Here is a 21,703-nt window from a genome sequence, read left to right on the forward strand (position 1 = left end):
CGGTCACGCCACGACCTCCTCGTCGCTCTCGATCGCGGCCCGCTCGGTCTCTTCCCTCTCGTACGCGGTGACGAGGTTGCGGTAGCCCTCGCAGCGGGCCAGCAGCTCCTCATGGGTGCCGTGGTCGGCCACCGCCCCGTGCTCCAGATAGACGACCTCGTCGGCCAGGGCGATGGTGGCCATCCGGTAGGCCACCACGATGACCGTGGACCGGGCCGATCCCTCGCGCAGGCCGTACAGGATGCGCTTCTCGACCTGCGGGTCCACGCTGGAGGTGGCATCGTCGAGGATGAGCAGGCGTGGTTCCCGCACGAGGGCGCGGGCGAGCGCGATGCGCTGGCGCTGGCCGCCGGACAGCGTGGCGCCGCGCTCACCGACCCGCGTGTCGAGGCCCTCGGGGAGCGCGGCGACGAAGCCGTCGGCCTGCGCGAGCCGCAGCGCCGCCCAGACCTGCTCGTCCATCGACCGGTCGTGCGTGTCCCGGTCGAGCGCGATGTTGCCGCGCACGCTGTCGTCGAACAGGAAGGTCTGCTGGGGCACGAGCGCCACCACCTCGCTGACCGCGCCGAGCGCCGCCTCCCGCAGGTCGGTCCCGTCGACGCGCACGGCGCCGCGGTCCGGGTCGATCAGGCGGGCGAGGAGCTGGGTGAGCGTGGACTTGCCCGACCCGGTCGGGCCGACGACGGCCACGGTCCTTCCCGGCGTGACGCCGAAGCCGACGTCGCGCAGCACGGGTGTCTCCTGGTCGTATCCGTAGGTGACGCCGCTCATCTCGATCTCGGCCGGGCCGTGGCCGTCCAGCCGGGCCGTGCCGTACTCCATGGAGCCCGAGGCGTCGAGGACGTCCTGGACCCGGTTCCAGCCGACGACGCTGCGCGGCAGCTCGCCGAGCACCCAGCCGAGCGCGCGGATCGGGAAGGCGAGCAGCGTGAACAGGTAGGCGACCTCGATCAGATCGCCCGCCACCATGCCGCCGCTCTGCAGCCGGAGCGCGCCGACGAGGAGGACGGCCAGCACACCGAGGGTGGGCAGGGCTTCGAGCAGGGGGTCGAACAACCCGCGGACCCGGCCGACCGCGATGTTGGCGTCGCGCAGCTCGTCGGCCTTGGCCTGGAACCTGGCGGTCTCGGCGTCCTCCCTGCCGAGGGTCTTGACGACGAGGGCGCCGTCGAAGCTCTCGTGGGCGATCTCGCTGACCTCGGCGCGCAGCTGCTGCGCCCGGGTCGCCAGCGGGGACAACTTGCGTTGGTAGATCAGGTTGAGCACCGCGATAGCCGGAAATATCAGGAAACCGACGATGGCGAGCACCGGGTCCGTCACCAGGATCGCCACGGCGGCGGTCACCAGCATGACGATGACGCCGACGGCCATGGGCAGCGGCGCGAGCGGCGCCCAGGCGGCCTCGGCGTCGGAACTGGCGTTGGAGAGCAGTTGGCCGGTCGGATGGCGGTGGTGCCAGGCGAGCGGCAGCCGCAGATATTGCCGGGTGACGGCACGGCGGGACGCGGCCTGCATGCGGTACTGCATGATCCCGGCCAGGATGCGCCGCCCCATGATCCCGAGGGCCTTGAGCACGGCCACGCCGATGATCAGCAGCGCGGCGGTCGTCAGGGCGCCCGCGCTGGTCCGGCCCTCGCGGAAGGCGGGCAAAACGACGTGTTCCGTCGCCCGGCCCAGGGCCCAGGACGAGGCGACCGTCATGACGCCGTAGAGGCCGCTGGAGAGCACCGCGGCGGTGAAGACGCGCGGCTCGGTCCTGATCGCGACTCCGATGACCTTGAGACCCTGGCGCATGACGGCGGTGGACACCTTGGACGACACGCGTGAGGTCCTCTCGATCGTGGCGGCGCGGTTCGACCGGCTCGCTCCCGGCGGGTTCCGGCCCGGAGCCGGTTTTCCCGGACGGGCACCCCGAGACGTTACCCCGCCCGCGCGGCGCCCCGGATCCGTCCTCGGACCGACACCTTCCCAGGTAATTGGTCCTAGATACTCCTTATCATCCTGATCAACCGGAATATTCCGCAGATCGGATCGTTCGTTGCGGCTCGGTTAGGCTCGGGGCGTGACCCACACCCGCGCGGAGCGTGCCGCGCTCTGCGACCTGCTCGACGACCTCGGCCCCGGCGCGCCCACGCTCTGCGAGGGCTGGACGACCGCGGACCTCACCGCCCACCTCGTGCTCCGCGAGCGCCGCCCGGACGCCATGGGCGGCATCGCGGTCAAGGCGCTCGCCCCCTACACCGCGTCGGTGCAGGAGGGGCTCAAGGCCAGGCACCCCTACCCCGAGCTCGTCGATCTCGTACGGCAGGGCCCTCCGAAGTGGACGCCGTACGGCTTCGTCCCGGGGGCCGACGAGCTGGTCAACACGGTGGAGATGTTCGTCCACCACGAGGACGTCCGCAGGGCACGGCCGGGCTGGGAGCCCAGGGAGCTGCCCGCGGGCCTGGACGACGTGCTGTGGAAGCGGCTGCGCACCATGGCCCGGGTGTTCTTCCGGAGGTCACCGGTCGGCGTGGTGCTCCGCCGTACGAACGGGGAGAAGGTCGCGGGCCGGATGGCCGAACCGGCCGTGGTGGTCACCGGCGACGCGCAGGAGCTGCTCCTGCTGGCCTTCGGCCGCCAGGCCCACGCACGGGTGACCTACGAGGGCGATCCGGGCGCCGTGGCCCGCCTGCGCGAGGCCCGGCTCGGCATGTGACAGGGGCGGCTCGGCATGTGACAGGGGCGGGCTCTGCCTCCCCGTTCTCTCCGATCTCGGGCACTCCTCGCGAAACACGCACATATCACGACGTGATGCGGCAGCATGAGGGCCAGCGATCGGAGAAGAAGGGAGGGCGGCGCCTCCTCACCCGCCACGGCGGGGGCCGCGCCAGAACTCTGATGAACATGAAGAAGTTGCTGACATACGCTGCTGTCGCTTTCGTGGTCTTCTACCTGTTCACCCAGCCCGCGGGGGCCGCCGCCGCCGTCAGGGGCGTGTTCGGCAGCATCGGCACGGGCGCCGATCGGCTGTCGGCCTTCTTCACGTCTCTGTTTTCTGGCTGAAGAGTTAGGCCCCGGAAGGGCCTCGTGGCTTCCCGGCTAGTTATGATCATTCGCGTCGCTGGGTATGTACAGCCGGGAAACTGACTGCAGGAGGCCCCCCAATGCAGGTCAAGAAGGTTCTTACGTACGCGGCCATCGCGTTCGTGGTCTTCTACCTCTACAATCAGCCAGCCGCCGCCGCGGGCGCAGTGAAGGGTGTGTTCGACACGGTGACCACAGGCGCCACGCGATTGGGGCAATTCTTTACAACTGTTCTGAGTTGATATGTGGCGTCCCTGCTTTGTGACGTGACGTGATGTGACGGCATCACGATGACACCCGGCCCCGACGGTGTGGCCGGGACGGCGCGGCGGCACTTCCGCGACGGCGCCCGGCGTGTTACGCAGGCATGATGAGGGATCGCCACAACGTCTCCGACGTGCGGCAGCTCGAACCCGCGGCACTGCGCGTCCTCGAACGCGCGGAGGTCGAGGGCGTCGAGCTGGTCCGCTTCATCTATGCCGACCACGGCGGGGTGATCCGGGGCAAGGCCGCCGCACGGGCGCGTCTCGCCGAACGGATCACCACCGGCATCGGGCACACGGTGGCGATGATGGCCATGTCGATGCTGGACCACCTGCAACCGGTGGAGGGCATGGGTCCGGTGGGCGAGGTGCGCATCGTCCCCGACCCCGCGACTTTCGTGACCCTCCCGTACGCCCCGGGAGCCGCGGCGATGCTCTCGGACCTGCGCGACCTCGACGGCGCCCCCTGGGCGGCCTGCCCGCGCACCTTCCTGAAAGACACGATCGCCACGCTCCACGACGAAGGGTTCACCCCCGTGGCGGCGTTCGAGCCCGAGTTCACCCTCGGCCGGCGGCTCCCCGACCCGACCGGCGGCCCGGACCGGCTCATGCCCCTCGACGACAGCCTCTGCTACGCCACCACGGGGTTCGACCTGGCGCACGACTACGCCGTGCGGCTCATACGCGATCTCGACGCGCAGGGCCTGCGGGTCGAGCACTACTACCCGGAGCTCGGCGCCGGCCAGCAGGAGCTGTCCATCCGGCACGCCACCGCGCTGAAAGCGGCCGACAATCACGTCCTCTACCGCGAGACCGTGCGCGGCGTGGCCTTCCGCATGGGCCTGTGGGCTTCCCTGGCGCCCAAGCCGATCCCGGCGCAGGCGGGCAACGGGACGCACCTGCACGTCTCCCTGTGGGACGAGGAGCTGCGGCGCAACCTCTTCGCCGGCGGGCGGGACGGCCTGTCGGACACGGCCCGCCACTTCATCGGCGGCGTCCTGCGCCACCTTCCCGGTCTCGTCGCGCTGACCTGCGCGAGCGTCAACAGCTACCGGCGGCTGGCCCCGCGGGCCTGGGCCAGCGCCTACACCTGTTACGGGATGGACAACCGGGAGGCGGCGGTCCGGATCTGCTCGCCCATGGCGGGGAACGTCGAGGCGTCCACCAACCTGGAGATCAAGCCCTCCGACTCGACCGCCAACCCGTACCTCTCGCTCGGCGCCGTCCTGCACGCCGGGCTCGACGGGATCAGGCGGCGGCTCGATCCGGGCGAGGCGGTGAACGTGGACCCCGCGACGCTCACCGACGACGAGCGCGCCCGCCTCGGCTGCGTCCGGCTGCCCGAGTCGCTTGACGAGGCGCTGGACGCGCTCGAGGCCGACGAGCTGCTCATGGAGGCACTCGGTCCCCTGCGCCGCCGGGCCTACCTCGCCGTCAAGCGTTCCGAGGCCGCGGACTTCGCCGGCCACGACGCCGAGTACGAGACCTTCCACCATTTCCGGGTGTTCTGATTCCCTCCGCCCCGGGGGGCGGGGTGGCGCACGCGTGGGGACAGCAGATCATGTTCCAACCCGAGCCGGTGACCCGCGAGTCCACCCGCCGGCGCGCCGCCGGACGGTGTGACACTGGACGGATGACCTCTGATCTCATCGCCGTGACCGGAGCGACCGGTCAGCTCGGCTCGCGCGTGGCGCGCAGACTCGCCGCCGCCGGAGTGGAGCAGCGCCTCGTCGTCCGCGACACCTCCCGCGCGCCGGTCCTGCGGGGCGCCCACGCGGTCGCCGCGTCATACGAGGACGCGGACGCGCTGCGGGGCGCGCTCGACGAGGTGCAGACGCTGCTGCTGGTCTCCGCCACCGAGACGGCGGACCGCGTGGCACGGCACACCACGACCGTGGACGCGGCGCTGGACGCGGGCGTCTCCAGGATCGTGTACATCTCGTTCCTCGGCGCCGCGCCGGACGCGACCTTCACGTTCGCCCGCGACCACTGGCACACCGAGCAGCACATCCGTGAGAGCGGCATCGCGTTCACGTTCCTGCGCAACAGCCTCTACATGGACCTGGTGCCGTCCTTCGCCGGTGAGGACGGTGTCATCCGGGGGCCGGCCGGGCAGGGCCGCGTCGCCATGGTGGCACGGGACGACATCGCGGACGTGGCGGCCGTCGTACTGCGGGAGCAGGGCCACGGCGGCGCGACGTACGACGTGACCGGCCCACGCGCGCTGACCCTCGCGGAGGCCGCCGAGACGATCAGCCGCGTCACCGGCAGGACGACCCGGTACCACGCCGAGACGATGGAGGAGGCGTACGCGTCCCGTGCCCGGTACGGCGCCCCCGAATGGGAGGTGGCCGGATGGGTGACGTCCTACGCCGCGATCGCCGCGGGAGAGCTGGACGTGGTCTCCGACACCGTGGAGAAGATCGTCGGCCATCCGCCGATGAGCTTCGCCGAGTACCTCCGTACGACCTCGGCCCTCTGAGCGGCCCTCTGAGCGGCCCTCTGAGCGGCCCTCTGAGCGGCTCCGTCAGTGGCCCTGTCAGTGGCCGGGGTCGCGTGGCCGGTCAGCGGACGGGGTGTCCCGCGGCGCGGAGGGTGTCCTTGACATCGGCGATCTTGAGCTCGCCGAAGTGGAAGACGCTCGCCGCGAGCACGGCGTCGGCGCCCGCCTCGACCGCGGGCGGGAAGTGCTCGAGCGCGCCCGCGCCGCCCGAGGCGATCACGGGGACGGTGACGGCCGCGCGCACGGCCCTGAGCATCTCCAGGTCGTAGCCGTCCTTGGTGCCGTCGCCGTCCATGGAGTTGAGCAGAATCTCCCCCACGCCCAGGTCCTGGCCGCGGCGGGCCCACTCGACCGCGTCGATGCCGGTGCCGCGGCGGCCACCGTGGGTGGTCACCTCGAAGCCGGAGGGGGTGGGCGGCCCGTCCACGACGCGGCGCGCGTCCACGGACAGCACGATGCACTGGGCGCCGAACTGCCGGGACAGCTCGGTCAGCAGCTCAGGCCGCGCGATGGCGGCGGTGTTGACGCCCACCTTGTCGGCGCCCGCGCGCAGCAGCCGGTCCACGTCCTCGACCGTGCGCACGCCCCCGCCGACGGTCAGCGGGATGAAGACCTGCTCGGCGGTGCGGCGGACCACGTCCAGCATGGTCTCCCGCTCACCCGACGACGCGGTGATGTCCAGAAAAGTCAGCTCATCGGCGCCTTCGGCGTCGTAGCGGCGGGCCAGCTCGACCGGATCACCCGCGTCCCGCAGGTTCTCGAAGTTGACGCCCTTGACCACCCGCCCGGCGTCCACGTCCAGGCAGGGGATGACGCGTACCGCGACCGTCATGGCGCCTCCTCGCTCCGCTCCTCGCGCGTGCCGTTGTTCAGATAGGCCTCCACCTCGACCTCCACCAGCATCCTGGGGTCGACCAGACCGGCCACCTGGATGCTCGTGCACGCCGGCCGGACCGCGCCGAAGACCTCTCCGTGCGCCCGCCCGACGGCGTCGAAGTCCTCCGCCTTCACCAGGAAGATGCGGGTACGGACGACGTCCTGCAGGCTGCCGCCCGCCTTGCCGATCGCGTCGAGCGCGATGGAGATCGCGGTGAGCATCTGCCGGTAGGCGTCGCCGACGTGCCGGACCTCACCGTCCACGGTAGCGGTGCATCCGGAGACCCACACCCGGGGCCCGGCGACGACGGCGCGGGCGTAGCCGTACCTGTCCTCCCACGGCCCGCCCGAGAAGATCCTGGTGCTCATCGGGGACTCACCGCCGCAAGGGCCTCCTCCAGGGTGAACGCCTGGGCGTACAGCGCCTTGCCGACGATGGCGCCCTCGACGCCCTCGGGGACGAGGGTCGACAACGCGCGCAGGTCGTCCAGCGAGGACACGCCGCCGCTGGCGATCACCGGCTTGTCCGTACGGCTGCAGACGTCACGGAGCAGGTCCAGGTTGGGCCCGCGCAGGGTGCCGTCCTTGGTGACGTCGGTGACGACGTAACGCGGGCAGCCCTCCGACTCCAGCCGGTCGAGCACCTCCCACAGGTCGCCGCCCTCCTGCGTCCAGCCGCGCGCCGCCAGGGTGGTGCCCCGGACGTCGAGCCCGACGGCGATGCGGTCGCCGTGCTCGGCGATGATCTTCGCGCACCAGGCCGGGTCCTCCAGGGCGGCGGTGCCGATGTTGACCCGGCGGCAGCCGGTGGCGAGGGCGGCCTCGAGCGAGGCGTCGTCGCGGATCCCGCCGGACAGCTCGACCTGCACGTCGAGGGCGCCCACCACCGACGCCAGCAGCTCACGGTTGCTCCCGCGGCCGAACGCGGCGTCCAGGTCCACCAGATGGATCCACTCGGCGCCGGCCTCCTGCCAGGCGAGTGCCGCGGCGAGCGGGTCGCCGTACGAGGTCTCCGTGCCCGCCTCGCCCTGGACCAGGCGAACCGCCTGGCCGTCGGCGACATCCACGGCGGGGAGCAAAACGAGCGACATCAGTCACGACCTCCGGTCAAAGACGACGGTGACGAGCACCGGGATCAGCAGAATCGACAGAACGAGCACGGCGAGCCTGGCGGCCCAGCCGTCGAGCAGCAGCCAGGCGAGGACCTGCGTGATGAACCACAGCACGGCGATCACGGCGTTCTGGTCACGGCGCCTGCGGGCGCGGATTCCGCCCTGCCTGGCCACCCGGACCCGCCGCGGCAGGACGGCGGTCACCCGGCCGCGCAGCTCCCGCCGCCTGGCCGCCCGCGCCTCGCGGAGCGCGTGTTCCGCCGCGCGGCGCTCCCGCTCGGCCTCGCGCTCCGCCCGGCGCCTGGCTCGTTCCCTGCTCACGTGGCCTCCCCTCGCGACGGTCCGGGGCTCGCGCCCGGGAGGCCCCGCGGGTTCACAGCGTGCTCAACCAGTTGGAGAGCAGTACGGCTCCCGCGTCCCCGGACTTCTCCGGGTGGAACTGAGTGGCCATGAGCGGCCCGTTCTCGACGGCCGCCACGAACGGTACGCCGTGCTCGGCCCAGGTGACCAGCGGGTCGGCGAACCCGGGTCCGGCGGCGAGCTCCCACTGGCGCACGCCGTACGAGTGGACGAAGTAGAAGCGGGTCTCGGCGTCGAGCCCGCGGAACAGGACGCTGCCCTCGGGGGAGGTCACGGTGTTCCAGCCCATGTGCGGCAGCACGGGGGCCTCCAGGCGCTGGACGACGCCGGGCCACTCGCCGCAGCCCTCGGTGTGGACGCCGTGCTCGACGCCCTTCTCGAAGAGGATCTGCATGCCGACGCAGATGCCGAGGACCGGACGCCCCGCGGCCAGCCTGCGGCCGACGATGCGGTCGCCGTGGACGCTCTTCAGCCCCGCCATGCACGCCGCGAACGCGCCGACCCCGGGGACGACCAGGCCGTCCGCTTCGAGTGCCGTGTCGTAGTCGGCCGTCACCGTGACGTCGGCGCCCGCGCGGGCCAGAGCCCGCTCGGCCGAGCGCAGGTTGCCCGATCCGTAGTCGAGGATCACGACCCGCTTCGCTACTGCCACCACAACGCCCCCGCGGTCAGCGCCAGCACCGCTCCGGCGCCGGTGACGATGGCGAGCCCCTTCAGGCCCTGGCGCACGGCGGAGATGACCCCGCCGATGAGGAAGAGCCCCACGAAGATCATGCCGACGGACGCGAAGGTCATAGCACGCCCTTGGTGCTCGGCACGCCGGTGGCGCGCGGGTCCCGCTCCGACGCCTCGCGCAGCGCGCGGGCCAGAGCCTTGAACTGCGCCTCCACGATGTGGTGGGCGTTTCGCCCGTACGGCACGTGCACGTGGAGGCAGACCGCGGCCTGGGCGACGAACGACTCCAGGATGTGCCGGGTCATGGTGGTGTCGTACTCGGGGCCGATCATCGGCGCCATGCCCTCGGGCTCGGTGTGCACGAGGTAGGGGCGGCCGGACAGGTCCACCGTGACCTGGGCGAGCGACTCGTCCAGCGGGCACGCCGCGGTGCCGAACCGCCGGATGCCCGACTTGTCGCCGAGGGCCTCGCGGAACGCGGCGCCCAGCGCGAGCGAGGTGTCCTCGATCGTGTGGTGGGAGTCGATGTGCAGGTCGCCCTGCGTCTTGACGGTCAGGTCGAAGAGACCGTGCTTGCCGAGCTGGGCGAGCATGTGGTCGAAGAATCCGACGCCGGTGGCCACGTCGACGATGCCGGTGCCGTCGAGGTTGACCTCGACCAGCACGGACGTCTCCTTGGTGGCGCGCTCCACCCGGCCGATGCGCCCCGTGCCGCCGAGCCCCGTGCCGCTCGCACGCGCGTCGCTCATCCGAGGACCCCCTCCAGTGCGGCGCGGAAGGCCGCCATCTCGTCGCCTGTCCCGATCGACACCCGCAGCCAGCCGGCCGGACCGGTCTCCCTGATCAGCACGCCGCGGTCGAGAATGTCCTCCCACACCGCGTGCCGATCCGGAAACTTACCGAATAGCACGAAATTGGCGTCGGAGTCTGCGACGGACAGGCCACGTTGCCGTAGCCAGTCCACCGTCGCGTCCCGCTCGGCGCGCAGCGCGTCCACCGTGCCGAGCAGTTCCTCGCGGTGCGCGAGCGCGACCCGGGCCGCCGCCTGCGTCAGCGTCGACAGATGGTACGGCAGGCGGACCAGCAGCAGCGCGTCGATGACGGCGGGGTCGGCGGCGAGGTATCCGAGCCGGGTGCCCGCCATCGCGAACGCCTTGGACATGGTGCGCGTCACGATCAGCCGGGGGTTGCCCGGGAGCAGCGACAGCGCCGACGGCGTCCCCGCGCGCGCGAACTCGGCGTACGCCTCGTCGACCACGACCATGCCGGGCGCGGCGGCGAGGATCCGCTCGATCACGCCGAGGGGCAGCGCCGTGCCCGTGGGGTTGTTCGGCGATGTGAGGAACACCACGTCGGGCCGGTGCTCCTCGATCAGGGCGACGGCCCGCGCCTCGTCGATCGCGAAGTCCTCCTCGCGCGCGCCGTCGATCCAGCGGGTGCCGGTGACGCCCGTGATGATCGGGTGCATGGAGTAGGAGGGCTCGAAGCCCATCGCCGAGCGTCCCGAACCGCCGAACGCCTGGAGGATCTGCTGGATGATCTCGTTGGAGCCGTTGGCCGCCCACAGCTGCCCGGCGGTGAGGCCGTGGCCGAGGTAGTCGGCGAGGTCCTTGCGCAGGTCGAGCGCGTCCCGGTCGGGATAGCGGTTGAGCGTCGCCGCGCCGTGCCGTACGGCACGGGCCAGGTCGTCGACCAGGCCGGGTGACGGCGGGTAGGGGTTCTCGTTGGTGTTGAGCTGGACGGGCACGTCGAGCTGGGGGGCACCGTAGGCCGTCTTCCCCCGCAGGTCGTCCCGGATCGGCAGGTCGTCGAGTGTCGTCACGGTGCTCTCTCGCTGGCTGTCCTGTCGGGCGGGATCCGTCATGAGGGGATGCCCCAGTCGAACCGGGCGCGGATCGCCGCGCCGTGCGCCGGGAGGTCCTCGGCGTCGGCGAGCACGCAGACGTGCGGCGCGGCGCCGGCGAGCGCCTCCCGGGTGTAGTCGACGACGTGGATGCCACGCAGGAAGGTCTGCACGGACAGTCCCGACGAGTGGCAGGCGCAGCCGCCGGTGGGCAGCACGTGGTTGGATCCGGCCATGTAGTCGCCGAGCGACACCGGGGAGTACGCCCCGACGAAGATGGCGCCCGCGTTGCGCACCCGTGCGGCCACCTCGGACGCGTTCGCCGTCTGGATCTCCAGGTGTTCCGCGGCGTAGGCGTCGACGACGCGCAGGCCGTCGTCGAGGGTGGAGACCAGCACGATGCCGGACTGGCGGCCGGACAGCGCCTCGGTGACCCGCTCGGAATGGCGGGTGGCGGCGACCTGGCCGGGCAGCTCCTTCTCCACCGCGTCGGCGAGCTCGACGCTGGTCGTGACGAGCACGGAGGCGGCGATCACGTCGTGCTCGGCCTGGCTGATCAGGTCGGCGGCGACGTGCACCGGGTCGGCGGTCTCGTCGGCGAGGATCGCGATCTCGGTCGGACCCGCCTCGGAGTCGATGCCGATGCGTCCCTTGAGCAGGCGCTTCGCCGCGGCCACCCAGATGTTGCCCGGCCCGGTGACCATGGTGGCCGGGGGGCACTCCTCGGTGCCGTAGGCGAACATCGCCACGGCCTGAGCCCCGCCCGCCGCGTAGACCTCGTCGACGCCGAGCAGCGCGCAGGCGGCGAGGATGGTCGGGTGCGGCAGGCCGCCGAACTCCTTCTGGGCGGGCGACGTCACGGCGAGCGACGGGACTCCGGCCTCCTGGGCGGGGACCACGTTCATGACCACGCTGGAGGGGTAGACGGCCCGCCCGCCCGGCACGTAGAGGCCGACGCGGTCCACCGGGACCCACCGCTCGGTGACCGTGCCGCCCGGCACGACCTGCGTGGTGGCGTCGACGCGCCGCTGGTCGCGGTGGACCAGGCGGGCCCGCCTGATCGACTCTTCGAGGGCGGCGCGCACCGCCGGGTCGAGACCGGCCAGGGCCCGGCCGAGCTCCTCCACCGGAACGCGGGTGGACTTCAGCTCGACGCCGTCGAATCTCGCGGTCAGCTCCCGTACGGCTGCCGCGCCACGATGGCGCACGTCCTCACATATGGGCCGCACCTTGTCAAGGGCGGCCTCGACGTCGAGCTCGGCGCGGGGCAGCACATCGCGCAGGTCATCGGGCAGGGACCCGCGCAGGTCGATACGGGAAATCACCCACCTAGTCTACGGACGGCGCGAGGCTGATCCCGTTACGTCCAGCATGCGGACAACGCGTTTCGTTCCGGTGACCGACTCTTGACATCTTTCGGGCACTAATCCACAATTCCGGGCAATAGCAGTCAATTTCGGTCAAGTGGATGGTGTCCATGCTTCCGGCCCAGCGCCACCAGCGCATCGTCGAGGCACTGTCGCAGGCCGGCACGCTGCGCACCGAGGATCTGGTCGACCTGCTCGGCGTCTCGCACGAGACCGCCCGCCGCGACCTGCACACCCTCGAACAGCGCGGCCTGCTGGTACGGGTGCACGGCGGGGCCACGGCCATCACGTCCGGCACCGGCGAGGAGTCCTCCTACCTGGAGCGCTCCACCGCGCAGGCGGAGGCGAAAACGGTCATCGGCGCGCTGGCCGCCCAGGTCCTCCGGCCGGGCCAGACGGTGATCATCGATGTGGGCACCACCGCCGTGCACGCGGCGCGGGCGATCCCGCCCGGGTTCCACGGGGTCGTGGCGACCTGCTCGCTGCTGGTCGCCGCGGAGCTCGCCGGGCGGCCGGGCGTCGAGGTGCTGACCGCCGGAGGCCGGGTCAGGCAGGGCGACCTCGCGGTCTGGGGCGCCCAGACCGTGGCCTTCTTCCAGGACCTGCGGGCCGACGTGGCGCTGCTCGGCTCCGGAGGCGTGACGGCGCGGGCCGGGCTGACCGACTACTACCTCGACGAGGTCGCGACGAAGCGGGTCATCCTCGCGAACACGGCGCGCACCTACGTGCTGGCCGACAGCACGAAACATGGCAGGGTCGCCGCCTACCGGGTGTGCGGCCTGGACGGGTTCTCCGGTCTCATCACCGACGGGGAACCGCCACCCGAACTCGCATCCGCCCTGGTCAGGGCGGGTGTGGAGGTAATCAGGCCGTAAACTCGGCCCGGCGGCGCTGCAACGCCACCGGGCCAGGACCGCTCACTTTCTTCGCAGCAGGAGACGATCCATGTCCCATCGTTCCACGCCCTCGACGGGGGTCACGACCGGGAGCGACAGCGCCGCCGACGCGGCGATCTCGCACGCCGGGTACTCCCAGCAGTTCAAGCGCACCCTGAAGTCGTTCGAGTCCTTCGCGGTCGCCTTCTCGTTCATCTCGATCACGACCGGCCTGTTCTCCACGTACGGCACGGTGCTCAGCTCGGGCGGCCCGGCCGGCATCTGGACCTGGCCCATCGTGGGCGCGGGCACGCTGATGGTGGCGCTGGTCTACGGCATGCTCGCCAGCCGGATCCCGCTCTCCGGTTACAGCTACCAGTGGGCGAGCCGGCTCGCCTCCCCGGTGCTCGGCTGGTGGTTCGGCTGGGTGTCGTTCGCGTTCCTCGCGATCGTCGCCGTCGCGGTCGACTACGGGCTCGCCCAGGCGGCGCTGTTCCCGCTGTTCGGCTGGACCTACACCCCGCTCAGCGGCGCCCTGGTGACCCTGGTCGTGCTGCTGGTGCAGATGGTCCTCATCATCTGGTCGACCCCCATCACCACCAAGATCAACAACCTGGCGGTCAGCGCCGAGGTCATCGCGATGATCGGGCTCACGCTGCTCATCGCCGGATTCGCGATCTTCGGCGGGCACGCCGAATGGTCCAACCTGACCTCCACCGGCGTCGCGTCCGGTGACGGCTACTTCGGCTGGCTCGGGCCGTTCATGCTCTCGGCCCTGCTCGGCGCGTTCACCCTGGTCGGCTGGGAGTCGGCGGCCAACCTCGCCGAGGAGACCATCAACCCCAAGCGGGTCGTCCCCCGGGCCATGGTCCGCGCGATCCTGGTCAGCGTGATCATCGGCATGGTGTTCCTGATCGTGGTCACCGCCGCCCTCGGCACGGACGTCGCCGGCATCAGCGCCTCCTCCGCCCCCGTCGCGCAGGTCATCGAGAACGTGGTCGGGGCCGGCATGGCGCGCGCCTTCCTCGTCGTCGTGAGCGTGGCCATCTTCGCCTGCGGCCTGGTCATCATGGTGAGCTGCAGCCGCCTCGTGCACGCCATGGCCCGTGACGGCAGGCTGCCGTGCTCCACCGCCCTGAGCCGGGTGCCGCGCGCCACCGGCGGCCCCACCTGGGCCACCGTCGTCGCCGCCGGCGCCTCGATCCTGATCGTCCTCGCCTTCTCCGGCAACGCCGACGCCCTGTCCCAGCTCCTGGGCGCGGGCACCCTGATGCCGGCCATCCTGTACGCCGGGACCGTGGCGCTCTACCTGGGCACCCGGCACAAGTACCGCCCGCAGCCGGACGACTTCCGGCTCGGCAGGTGGGAGAAGCCCGTCGTCGCGGGCGCCGTCGTCTGGCTGCTCATCGAGCTGAGCATCTTCATCATCCCGTCCGACTTCCGTACGGCGCAGCTCTACGCCCTCGGCTCGCTGGTGCTCGGAGCCATCGTGTTCGCCTTCGTCTGGGCCACCCGCAGGGACCGGCTGACCGCCGAGGTCGGCACGGAGGTGGACGAGCTGTGACGACCATCCTGGCCATCGACCAGGGGACGTCGGGGACCAAGGCCGTCGTCGTCGGGCCGGACGGCGCCGTCCTGGCGCTGGCCGAGGTCCCCGTCCGCCCGGCGTACCTGCCCGGGGGCCGGGTCGAGCAGAACCCGCAGGAACTGCTCGACTCGGTGCTCGCGGCGGGCCGCCAGGCGGTCGCCCAGGCGGGCCGGCCGATCGACGCGGTGACCCTGGCCAACCAGGGCGAGACCGTCCTCGCGTGGGACCCCGACACCGGGCGGCCGCTGACGACCGCGCTGGTGTGGCAGGACCGCCGCGCGGAGGACGTCTGCGCCGATCTCACCGACCACGCCGCCCGGATCGCGGAGCTGACCGGGCTTGTGCTCGATCCCTACTTCTCCGCGCCCAAGATGGCGTGGATCCGCCGCAACCTCACCGCCGACGGGGTGGTGACCACCAGCGACACCTGGCTGGTGCACCACCTCACCGGCGAGTTCGTGACCGACGCCGCCACCGCCAGCCGGTCGCTGGTGCTCGACCTGGACGCCGTCGACTGGAGTCCCGAGCTGCTGCGCCTGTTCAAGCTGGACGGTGAGCGGCTGCCCCGGATCGTCGCCTGCGACGAGGTCGTCGGCACCACCCGGGCGTTCGGCGGGGAGATCCCCGTCGGCGGCCTCATCGTCGACCAGCAGGCCGCCCTCCTCGCGGAGGGCTGCCTGCGCCCCGGCGAGGCCAAGTGCACCTTCGGCACCGGCGCGTTCCTGCTGGCCAACACCGGCGAGCACGCCGTACGGTCCACCTCCGGCCTGACCACGTCCGTGGCGTGGCGGGCCAGGGGCGGCACGCCGTACTGCGTGGACGGGCAGGTCTACACGGCGGCGTCGGCGGTGCGCTGGCTCGGCGACCTCGGCTTCATCGGCGGCGCGACCGACCTGGACGCGCTCGCCGCGCCGGACAGCCAGGGCGCGCTGTTCGTCCCGGCGCTCGCCGGGCTGGCCGCGCCCTGGTGGCGCCCGGAGGCGACCGCCTCGTTCCTCGGCATGACGCTGTCCACCCGCCCCGGCCACCTGGTCCGGGCGGTCCTCGAAGGTGTGGCCGCCCAGGTGGCCGACCTCGCCCAGGTCGTCGCCCGCGACCTCGGCGCCCCCCTGACCCGGCTGCGGGTGGACGGAGGGCTCACCCGGTCGGCGACGCTGATGCAGGCGCAGGCCGACCTGGCCCAGATGCCCGTGGACGTCTATCCGTCGCCGCACGCGACCGCGCTCGGTGCCGCCGCCATGGCCCGGCTCGCGGTGGAGCCCGCGCTCAGCGTGGAGGAGGCCGTTCCGGCGTGGACGCCGTCCATGACGTACGAGCCGCGCTGGTCGGGCGACCGCGCCGCCGAGTTCCTGGCCCGGTGGCGCCAGGGAGTCAACGCGGCCGTCGACCGGGTCGCGGAGGGGCCCGTGGACAGGGTGGACGGCGCCGACGACACGGGGAGTGACGCATGAACGCACGGCAGATGAGGTACGGTCCCCTGCCGGTCGAGAGAGTCGACGTGGCGGTGATCGGCGGCGGGGTCGTCGGTGCCGCCGTGGCCCGCGCGCTGGCCGGGTACGAGCTGTCGGTCGCGCTGGTCGAGGCGCGCTGCGACGTCGGCGACGGCACGAGCAAGGCCAACACCGCGATCCTGCACACGGGGTTCGACGCGACCCCCGGAACGCTGGAGTCCCGGCTGGTACGGCGGGGTTGTGAGCTGCTGGCCGAATACGCCGGCGCCACCGGCATCCCGGTCGAGCGGACGGGGGCGGTGCTGGTCGCCTGGACCGACGAGGAACTGGCCGCGCTTCCCGGACTGGCCGCCAAGGCGGTCAAGAACGGCTACGAGCGGTGCGAGATCATCGGCGCGGAGGAGGTCTACCGGCAGGTCCCGGCGCTGGCGCCGGGCGCGCTCGGCGGCCTGACCGTGCCGGACGAGTCGATCATCTGCCCGTGGACCACGACGCTGGCGTTCGCCACGGAGGCCCTGTCCCGCGGCGCGTACGTGCTGCTCAACACCAGGGTCGAAGGCGCGGAGAGCGGCGGGGACGGCGACACGGTGTTGCGCACCGGCCGCGGGACGCTGCGCGCGGGCTGGGTGGTCAACGCCGCCGGGCTCGGATCCGACGTGATCGACGGCCTCTTCGGGCACCGCCGGTTCACGGTCACCCCGCGCCGGGGCGAGCTGTTCGTGTTCGACAAGCAGGCGCGGCCGATGGTGAACCGGATCGTGCTGCCGGTGCCCAGCTCACGGGGCAAGGGCGTGCTGGTCAGCCCGACGATCTACGGCAACGTCATGCTCGGCCCGACCGCCGAGGACCGGGACGACCGGACGGACACCTCCACCTCGGAGCACGGCTTCGACTTCCTGCTGGAGAAGGGCAGGAAGCTCATGCCCGCCCTGCTGGACGAGGAGGTCACCGCCTCCTACGCGGGCCTGCGGGCGGCCACGGAGCACGGCGACTACCAGGTGCACCTGGACACCGGGCAGCGCTACCTCGTGCTCGGCGGCATCCGCTCCACCGGGCTGACGTCGGCCATGGCCCTGGCCGAGCACACGCTCGGCCTGCTCGGCGAGGCCGGGCTGCGGCTCGACGCGAAGGCCACACTGCCGGACCCGCCGCGCATGCCCAACATCGGCGAGGCGTTCCCGCGGCCCTACCAGCGCGCGGACCTCATCGCCGAGGACCCGGCGTACGGCACGGCCGTGTGCTTCTGCGAGCGGGTCACCGAAGGGGAGATCAGGGACGCGCTCGCCTCGCCCATCCCGCCCGCCGACGTCGACGGGCTGCGCCGCCGTACGCGGGCGCTGATGGGCCGCTGCCAGGGCTTCTTCTGCGGGGCCGAGGTCGAGAAGCGCCTGCGCGCGGGGGAGTCACAGTGAGCGGCACGGGGAGCATGACAGAGAACGTCCTCCTGGAGACACCGGACGTCGCCGTCGTCGGCGGCGGGCCGTCCGGCCTGACCGCGGCACGGGAGCTCGCGGCCGGAGGGCTGGATGTGCTGGTGCTGGACCGGGAGCGGCAGGCCGGGGGCATCCCCCGGCACAGCGACCACACCGGGTACGGCCTGCGCGACCTGCGCAGGGTCATGACCGGTCCGGCGTACGCGCGGCTACTCGTCGAGCGCGCGCTGGAGGCGGGCGCCCGCGTCCGGACGTCGGCGATGGTCACCGGCTGGAGCGGCGAGCGCGCCCTGGACGTCACCACGCCCGAGGGCCGGGTCCGTGTCGACGCCCGCGCCGTCGTGCTGGCGACCGGGGCCAGGGAGCGGCCCAGGACGGCCCGGCTGGTGCCGGGCGACCGGCCGCCCGGTGTGATGAACACCGGCCAGTTGCAGAACCTGGTCCACCTCCACCACCGCGAGGTCGGCACGCGGGCGGTGATCGTCGGCGCGGAGCTGGTGAGCTGGTCGGCGGCGCTGACCCTGCGCGAGGCCGGGTGCCGCACCGTCCTGATGACGACGGAGCAGCCGCACGCCGAGTCCTACGCCGCGTTCAGCGTGCCCGGACGGGCCGTGCTGCGGGTGCCGGTGGCGACCCGGACCCGGGTCGTACGGATCATCGGGCATCACGCGGTCGAGGCGGTCGAGGTCGAGGACCTGGCGTCGGGAGCGCGCCGCACGGTGCCGTGCGACACGGTGATCTTCACCGGTGACTGGATCCCCGACCACGAACTGGCCCGCGCGGCCGGTCTGGACATGGATCCCGGGAGCAAGGGGCCGCTGGTCGACAACGCCCTGCGCACCAGCCGTCCCGGCGTCTTCGCCGTGGGCAACCTGATCCACCCGGTGGACACCGCCGACATCGCGGCGCTCGACGGCCGGCACGTGGCCCGGCACGTCCGGGACTACCTCGCGGGCGCTCTGCCGTACGGGCCGGGCATCCCGCTGCGGGCCGAGGCACCGTTCACCTGGGTGTCCCCCGGCCTGATCCGCCCGGGAGCGGGCACGCCGCCGCGCGAGCGGATCCTGCTCTGGTCGGCGGAGCCGCGGCTCGTCGCCCGGGTCGAGGTGACCCAGGACGGACGGCGGATCTCCCGCCGGACACTCCCCTGGCCGGTCTCCCCCGGCCGGGTCTTCCGGGTGCCGTCCTCGATGCTCTCCGGCGCCGACCCGCACGGCGGGCCCATCACCATCGCGCTGGCCTGAACCGACGCGGGCGCCGTCGGCCGGGTGTCACGGCAACGCGTCGGCGCCATGCGCCGAGACGATCTCCGTTCCCGCGGTTCGCCCCGCCCCCGCCCCTGTTGGGGGTGGGGCGTACCGGCCCCGGCTCTCCTCCCCGCTCTCCTCCCCGCTCTCCTCCCCGCTCTCCTCCCTGGGCAGCACGTACGCCTTGCCCGGGTCCACGGCGACCCGCACCGAGGTACCCTCGGCGAGCACCTGGTCCGGGTCCGGGTTCGGGACGGAGACCAGCAGGCTCCCGTACCGCGTCTCCACCTCGTACTCCACGCTGGTGCCCAGGTACATCGCGCTGACCACGCTGCCGTTGGCGTCACCGGCGACGGCCTCCAGCGCGATCGACTCCGGCCGCAGCATCAGTACCGAGGACCGCCCGTGTCTCAGCGCCGGATGCGCGGCCACCACGAGCTCCTCGTCGAAGGCCGACACCCGTACGCCATGGTCGTCCGCGCCGTCACCGCGAGGGTCGACGGCGACGAAGCTCGCCCTGCCGATGAAGTCCGCGACGAAGACCGACGCGGGCCTCGTGTAGATCTCCCCCGGCGTGCCCACCTGCTCGATGCGGCCGGAGTTCATCACGACGATCCGGTCGGACAGGCTCATCGCCTCGTCCTGATCGTGGGTCACGTACAGGCCGGTTATGCCCATCCTGCGTTGCAGCAGGCGGATCTCCCGCCGCATCTGCTCGCGCAGCTTCGCGTCGAGGTTGGACAGCGGCTCGTCGAAGAGGAGCACCCTGGGCTGCATGACCATGGCCCTGGCCAGCGCCACCCGCTGTTGCTGCCCGCCGGAGAGCTGGTGCGGCTGGCGGTCGGCCAACCCGTCGAGGTTCATGCTGGTCAACGCCACCGACACCGCGTCGTCCAGGTTGGCGCGGCGGGAGCGGTCGATGCGCAGGCCGTAGGCGACGTTCTCGTACACCGACAGGTGCGGGAAGAGCGCGTAGCTCTGGAAGACCATGGCCATCGGCCGGCGGTTCGGCGGCAGGCGCAGCATGTCCCGCCCGTCCAGCGTGATCGTTCCGCTGGTCGGCGTCTCGAATCCGGCGACCATCCGCAACGTCGTGGTCTTGCCGCAGCCGGACGGCCCGAGCAGGGTCAGGAACTCGCCGGCGCGCACAGTGAGGTCGATGCCGGCGACGGCCGGCGCGGTGTCCCGCTGCCCCTCGTAGACCTTGGTGAGGCGGCGCAGCTCGACCGTGCCGGCGTCCCGGTCACTCATTTCCCGGTTCCTTTCTCCAATTGGACGAACTGGATGAACTGGATGAACTGGATGAACTGGATGAACTCGACGAGATCGTGTCGACCCGGATCGCGCGACGGGCCGGGCCGTCCCGCATGAGGAGACGCACCACGCCGATGAACGCGAGGATGATGGCGACCAGGACGCAGCAGTACGCGAAGGCGTTGCCGAACCGCCCCGCGTCGACCTCGGCCAGAATCTGCGACGTCATGATCTTGGTTTCCGGAGTGGTCAGGAACACGATGGGCGACAGGGTCGTCATCGAGCGCGCGATGGCGAAGGTCAGCCCGGCGAAGAACGCGGGGCGGATCAGCGGCAGGGTGATCCGGCGGAAGGTGGTGGCGTCTCCGGCGCCGAGGCTGGTGGACGCCTCGTCGATCGAGGGATGGATCTGCTGGAGCGCGCTCACGCCCGACCGGAGCGCGGCGGGCAGGCTACGCAGGGTGAGCACGAAGACGATCGCCACCGCCCCGCCGAGTACCGCCCCGCCCCCGGCGAGTGACGGGATGACGGTCACGCCCCCGACCAGGTTCGCAGGGTGGAAGGCGAGCAGGAACCCGATGCCCAGCACCGATCCGGGTACGGCCACCCCCAGCATGGCCACGAAGTCGAGCGCGCCGGCCCCGCGGCGCAGTTTGCGCACCACCAGCCAGGCGACGACCATGCCGAGGACCCCGGCCAGCGGCGCGGCGACGATCGAGATGACGGTCGTGTCGATCATCGCGTCGGAGCCGATGCCCAGCAGGACGAACCGGAAGTTGTCCAGGGTGAACGTGTGGTTCACGCCCGGCACCTTGGTGAAGGCGCCGACCACGATGGCCGCGTAGATCGTCGTGATCAGGAACGCCACCGACACGGCGAGCGCGTACGGCGGCCACCGCCAGAGGCCACCGATCAGACGCGGGGTGCCGGACGGCTTGCCGGTGATCGTGAAGACCTTCTTGCCGTCGATCCAGTACTTCTGCAGCAGGAAGACCAGGAGCGCGGGGATCAGCAGCGAGAGGGAGAACACCGCCCCGGACACGAGGTCGTACTCACCGGTGATCGCGAGATAGGCCCGCGCGGAGAGCACGGTGAAGTCGCCCCCGAGCACAAGCGGGTTCGCCAGGTCCGCGATCGCCTCCACGAACAGCAGCAGGAAGCCGCCGGCCAGGCCAGGAAGGATCATGGGCAGGGTCACCGTCCGGAAGACCCGCCACGGGCCTGCGCCGAGCCCGGTCGCGGCCTCGTCGAGCGCCGGGTCGAGGCGCTGCATCATGCCGAGCAGGCTCAGGTAGACGACGGGGAAGAAGGACAGCGCGAGAACGAGGGTGAGCCCGTCCAGCCCGTAGACGTCGTAGGCGACTCCGAAGATCCCCTGCGAGATCAGGCCGTTGCGTCCGAACAACACGATGACGGCCGTCGCCAGGGCGAACGGCGGGCTGACCACCGGGATGATCGCGATGGTGTGCAGCAGCCGCTTGAACGGCACGTCCAGACGCGCCATCACGAAGGCGAACAGGAACGCCAGGGTCAGGCCCGCGCCCGCCACGCAGAGACCGAGCAGCACCGTGTTGACCACGATGCCGCGATTGACCGGGCTGGTCACCAGCCTGCCGGCCGCGGCGATCCCCTCGGCGGACGACGCCGCCATGAGGATGCGCGCGAGCGGGAGTAGCAGGCCCAGCCCCAGGATCAGCGCGACCAGGACGAGCGCCGGCGGCGGGTTGATCCGCCACCGGCGCGTGCCCCGCGCCGCGACCGGGGAGTCGGCGATATCGACGCGCATGCCC

22 protein-coding genes are annotated in these 21,703 nt (G+C 72.0%); 10 read left to right on the forward strand and 12 right to left on the reverse strand.

The features are described from left to right. Positions 1-3 precede the first annotated feature (3 nt). A complete protein-coding gene (locus tag IMZ11_RS07980; protein ID WP_228639161.1) occupies positions 4-1,794 on the reverse strand; it encodes an ABC transporter ATP-binding protein in 1,791 nt (596 codons plus the stop codon). A gap of 268 nt (positions 1,795-2,062) precedes the next feature. Between IMZ11_RS07980 and IMZ11_RS07985 the strand changes: the two genes are divergently transcribed. The 5 genes from IMZ11_RS07985 to IMZ11_RS08005 all read left to right on the forward strand — a co-directional run bounded on the left by IMZ11_RS07985 (position 2,063) and on the right by IMZ11_RS08005 (position 5,811). Further along, positions 2,063-2,698: a TIGR03085 family metal-binding protein gene (locus IMZ11_RS07985; RefSeq protein WP_228639086.1), complete on the forward strand. Its 636-nt coding sequence runs from the start codon at positions 2,063-2,065 to the stop codon at positions 2,696-2,698. Between the two features lie 188 nt (positions 2,699-2,886). Next, positions 2,887-3,045 (forward strand): hypothetical protein, encoded by a 159-nt coding sequence (locus IMZ11_RS07990; RefSeq protein ID WP_228639166.1) that lies wholly within the window; start codon positions 2,887-2,889, stop codon positions 3,043-3,045. A 101-nt stretch (positions 3,046-3,146) separates the two neighbouring features. Next, positions 3,147-3,308: a hypothetical protein gene (locus IMZ11_RS07995; protein WP_228639087.1), complete on the forward strand. Its 162-nt coding sequence runs from the start codon at positions 3,147-3,149 to the stop codon at positions 3,306-3,308. A gap of 125 nt (positions 3,309-3,433) precedes the next feature. Continuing rightward, positions 3,434-4,840 (forward strand): glutamine synthetase family protein, encoded by a 1,407-nt coding sequence (locus IMZ11_RS08000; protein ID WP_228639089.1) that lies wholly within the window; start codon positions 3,434-3,436, stop codon positions 4,838-4,840. A gap of 122 nt (positions 4,841-4,962) precedes the next feature. Then, positions 4,963-5,811: an SDR family oxidoreductase gene (locus IMZ11_RS08005; RefSeq protein WP_228639091.1), complete on the forward strand. Its 849-nt coding sequence runs from the start codon at positions 4,963-4,965 to the stop codon at positions 5,809-5,811. An 82-nt stretch (positions 5,812-5,893) separates the two neighbouring features. On the opposite strand, the gene hisF is transcribed toward IMZ11_RS08005, so the two are convergent. Genes hisF through hisD form a run of 9 tightly spaced genes read right to left on the reverse strand, consistent with a single transcriptional unit; the run spans position 5,894 to position 12,023 of the window. Then, positions 5,894-6,664, reverse strand: a complete 771-nt coding sequence (hisF, locus tag IMZ11_RS08010; RefSeq protein ID WP_061252377.1) for an imidazole glycerol phosphate synthase subunit HisF — start codon at positions 6,662-6,664, stop codon at positions 5,894-5,896. Further along, positions 6,661-7,077 carry a RidA family protein gene (locus IMZ11_RS08015; protein ID WP_228639093.1) on the reverse strand — a complete coding sequence of 139 codons (417 nt, stop codon included), beginning with the start codon at positions 7,075-7,077 and terminating at the stop codon, positions 6,661-6,663. Before IMZ11_RS08015 ends, hisF begins: the two co-directional genes overlap by 4 nt. Further along, positions 7,074-7,799 carry a bifunctional 1-(5-phosphoribosyl)-5-((5-phosphoribosylamino)methylideneamino)imidazole-4-carboxamide isomerase/phosphoribosylanthranilate isomerase PriA gene (priA, locus tag IMZ11_RS08020; protein WP_228639095.1) on the reverse strand — a complete coding sequence of 242 codons (726 nt, stop codon included), beginning with the start codon at positions 7,797-7,799 and terminating at the stop codon, positions 7,074-7,076. Before priA ends, IMZ11_RS08015 begins: the two co-directional genes overlap by 4 nt. Before the next feature lie 3 nt (positions 7,800-7,802). Further along, positions 7,803-8,141 carry a hypothetical protein gene (locus tag IMZ11_RS08025; RefSeq protein ID WP_061252374.1) on the reverse strand — a complete coding sequence of 113 codons (339 nt, stop codon included), beginning with the start codon at positions 8,139-8,141 and terminating at the stop codon, positions 7,803-7,805. 52 nt (positions 8,142-8,193) lie between these two features. Then, positions 8,194-8,832: an imidazole glycerol phosphate synthase subunit HisH gene (hisH, locus tag IMZ11_RS08030; protein ID WP_228639097.1), complete on the reverse strand. Its 639-nt coding sequence runs from the start codon at positions 8,830-8,832 to the stop codon at positions 8,194-8,196. After that, positions 8,823-8,975 (reverse strand): hypothetical protein, encoded by a 153-nt coding sequence (locus IMZ11_RS08035; RefSeq protein ID WP_228639099.1) that lies wholly within the window; start codon positions 8,973-8,975, stop codon positions 8,823-8,825. Before IMZ11_RS08035 ends, hisH begins: the two co-directional genes overlap by 10 nt. Continuing rightward, a complete protein-coding gene (gene hisB, locus IMZ11_RS08040; protein ID WP_228639101.1) occupies positions 8,972-9,604 on the reverse strand; it encodes an imidazoleglycerol-phosphate dehydratase HisB in 633 nt (210 codons plus the stop codon). The genes IMZ11_RS08035 and hisB overlap by 4 nt, the downstream gene beginning before the upstream one ends. Then, positions 9,601-10,677, reverse strand: coding sequence for a histidinol-phosphate transaminase (locus IMZ11_RS08045; protein WP_308066766.1), 1,077 nt, complete (start codon positions 10,675-10,677; stop codon positions 9,601-9,603). The genes hisB and IMZ11_RS08045 overlap by 4 nt, the downstream gene beginning before the upstream one ends. 38 nt (positions 10,678-10,715) lie before the next feature. After that, positions 10,716-12,023 (reverse strand): histidinol dehydrogenase, encoded by a 1,308-nt coding sequence (hisD, locus tag IMZ11_RS08050; protein ID WP_228639103.1) that lies wholly within the window; start codon positions 12,021-12,023, stop codon positions 10,716-10,718. Positions 12,024-12,166: 143 nt separating this feature from the next. Here hisD and IMZ11_RS08055 point away from each other — a divergent pair, with 143 nt between their 5' ends. The 5 genes from IMZ11_RS08055 (at position 12,167) to IMZ11_RS08075 (ending at position 18,656) form a co-directional block, all read left to right on the forward strand. Beyond that, entirely contained in the window at positions 12,167-12,940 is a 774-nt protein-coding gene (locus tag IMZ11_RS08055; RefSeq protein ID WP_228639105.1) for a DeoR/GlpR family DNA-binding transcription regulator, read from the forward strand. Between the two features lie 70 nt (positions 12,941-13,010). Next, on the forward strand, positions 13,011-14,504 hold the full coding sequence (locus tag IMZ11_RS08060) for an amino acid permease (RefSeq protein ID WP_228639107.1): 1,494 nt from the start codon (positions 13,011-13,013) through the stop codon (positions 14,502-14,504). Then, positions 14,501-15,979 (forward strand): FGGY family carbohydrate kinase, encoded by a 1,479-nt coding sequence (locus IMZ11_RS08065; RefSeq protein WP_228639109.1) that lies wholly within the window; start codon positions 14,501-14,503, stop codon positions 15,977-15,979. The genes IMZ11_RS08060 and IMZ11_RS08065 overlap by 4 nt, the downstream gene beginning before the upstream one ends. Beyond that, on the forward strand, positions 15,976-17,391 hold the full coding sequence (locus tag IMZ11_RS08070) for an NAD(P)/FAD-dependent oxidoreductase (protein WP_228639111.1): 1,416 nt from the start codon (positions 15,976-15,978) through the stop codon (positions 17,389-17,391). Before IMZ11_RS08065 ends, IMZ11_RS08070 begins: the two co-directional genes overlap by 4 nt. 14 nt (positions 17,392-17,405) lie before the next feature. Continuing rightward, on the forward strand, positions 17,406-18,656 hold the full coding sequence (locus IMZ11_RS08075) for an NAD(P)/FAD-dependent oxidoreductase (RefSeq protein ID WP_228639113.1): 1,251 nt from the start codon (positions 17,406-17,408) through the stop codon (positions 18,654-18,656). Between the two features lie 27 nt (positions 18,657-18,683). Here IMZ11_RS08075 and IMZ11_RS08080 read toward each other — a convergent pair whose 3' ends face one another. Together IMZ11_RS08080 and IMZ11_RS08085 are read right to left on the reverse strand one after the other, a co-directional pair. Then, on the reverse strand, positions 18,684-19,910 hold the full coding sequence (locus IMZ11_RS08080) for an ABC transporter ATP-binding protein (RefSeq protein ID WP_228639115.1): 1,227 nt from the start codon (positions 19,908-19,910) through the stop codon (positions 18,684-18,686). Next, positions 19,903-21,699 carry an iron ABC transporter permease gene (locus tag IMZ11_RS08085; protein ID WP_228639117.1) on the reverse strand — a complete coding sequence of 599 codons (1,797 nt, stop codon included), beginning with the start codon at positions 21,697-21,699 and terminating at the stop codon, positions 19,903-19,905. Before IMZ11_RS08085 ends, IMZ11_RS08080 begins: the two co-directional genes overlap by 8 nt. Between the last annotated feature and the right edge of the window lie 4 nt (positions 21,700-21,703).

This window comes from Microtetraspora sp. AC03309 (genome assembly GCF_020826795.1).
GTDB lineage: Bacteria > Actinomycetota > Actinomycetes > Streptosporangiales > Streptosporangiaceae > Microtetraspora > Microtetraspora glauca.

Bases quoted from the DNA above. Each gene is read 5' to 3' on its own strand.
- IMZ11_RS07980 (WP_228639161.1), bottom strand. From the start codon at position 1,794: ATGCGCCAGGGTCTCAAGGTCATCGGAGTCGCGATCAGGACCGAGCCG.
- IMZ11_RS07990 (WP_228639166.1), top strand. From the start codon at position 2,887: ATGAAGAAGTTGCTGACATACGCTGCTGTCGCTTTCGTGGTCTTCTAC.
- IMZ11_RS07995 (WP_228639087.1), top strand. From the start codon at position 3,147: ATGCAGGTCAAGAAGGTTCTTACGTACGCGGCCATCGCGTTCGTGGTC.
- IMZ11_RS08000 (WP_228639089.1), top strand. From the start codon at position 3,434: ATGATGAGGGATCGCCACAACGTCTCCGACGTGCGGCAGCTCGAACCC.
- IMZ11_RS08005 (WP_228639091.1), top strand. From the start codon at position 4,963: ATGACCTCTGATCTCATCGCCGTGACCGGAGCGACCGGTCAGCTCGGC.
- hisF (WP_061252377.1), bottom strand. From the start codon at position 6,664: ATGACGGTCGCGGTACGCGTCATCCCCTGCCTGGACGTGGACGCCGGG.
- IMZ11_RS08015 (WP_228639093.1), bottom strand. From the start codon at position 7,077: ATGAGCACCAGGATCTTCTCGGGCGGGCCGTGGGAGGACAGGTACGGC.
- priA (WP_228639095.1), bottom strand. From the start codon at position 7,799: ATGTCGCTCGTTTTGCTCCCCGCCGTGGATGTCGCCGACGGCCAGGCG.
- IMZ11_RS08035 (WP_228639099.1), bottom strand. From the start codon at position 8,975: ATGACCTTCGCGTCCGTCGGCATGATCTTCGTGGGGCTCTTCCTCATC.
- hisB (WP_228639101.1), bottom strand. From the start codon at position 9,604: ATGAGCGACGCGCGTGCGAGCGGCACGGGGCTCGGCGGCACGGGGCGC.
- IMZ11_RS08055 (WP_228639105.1), top strand. From the start codon at position 12,167: ATGGTGTCCATGCTTCCGGCCCAGCGCCACCAGCGCATCGTCGAGGCA.
- IMZ11_RS08060 (WP_228639107.1), top strand. From the start codon at position 13,011: ATGTCCCATCGTTCCACGCCCTCGACGGGGGTCACGACCGGGAGCGAC.
- IMZ11_RS08070 (WP_228639111.1), top strand. From the start codon at position 15,976: ATGAACGCACGGCAGATGAGGTACGGTCCCCTGCCGGTCGAGAGAGTC.
- IMZ11_RS08075 (WP_228639113.1), top strand. From the start codon at position 17,406: ATGACAGAGAACGTCCTCCTGGAGACACCGGACGTCGCCGTCGTCGGC.
- IMZ11_RS08080 (WP_228639115.1), bottom strand. From the start codon at position 19,910: ATGAGTGACCGGGACGCCGGCACGGTCGAGCTGCGCCGCCTCACCAAG.
- IMZ11_RS08085 (WP_228639117.1), bottom strand. From the start codon at position 21,699: ATGCGCGTCGATATCGCCGACTCCCCGGTCGCGGCGCGGGGCACGCGC.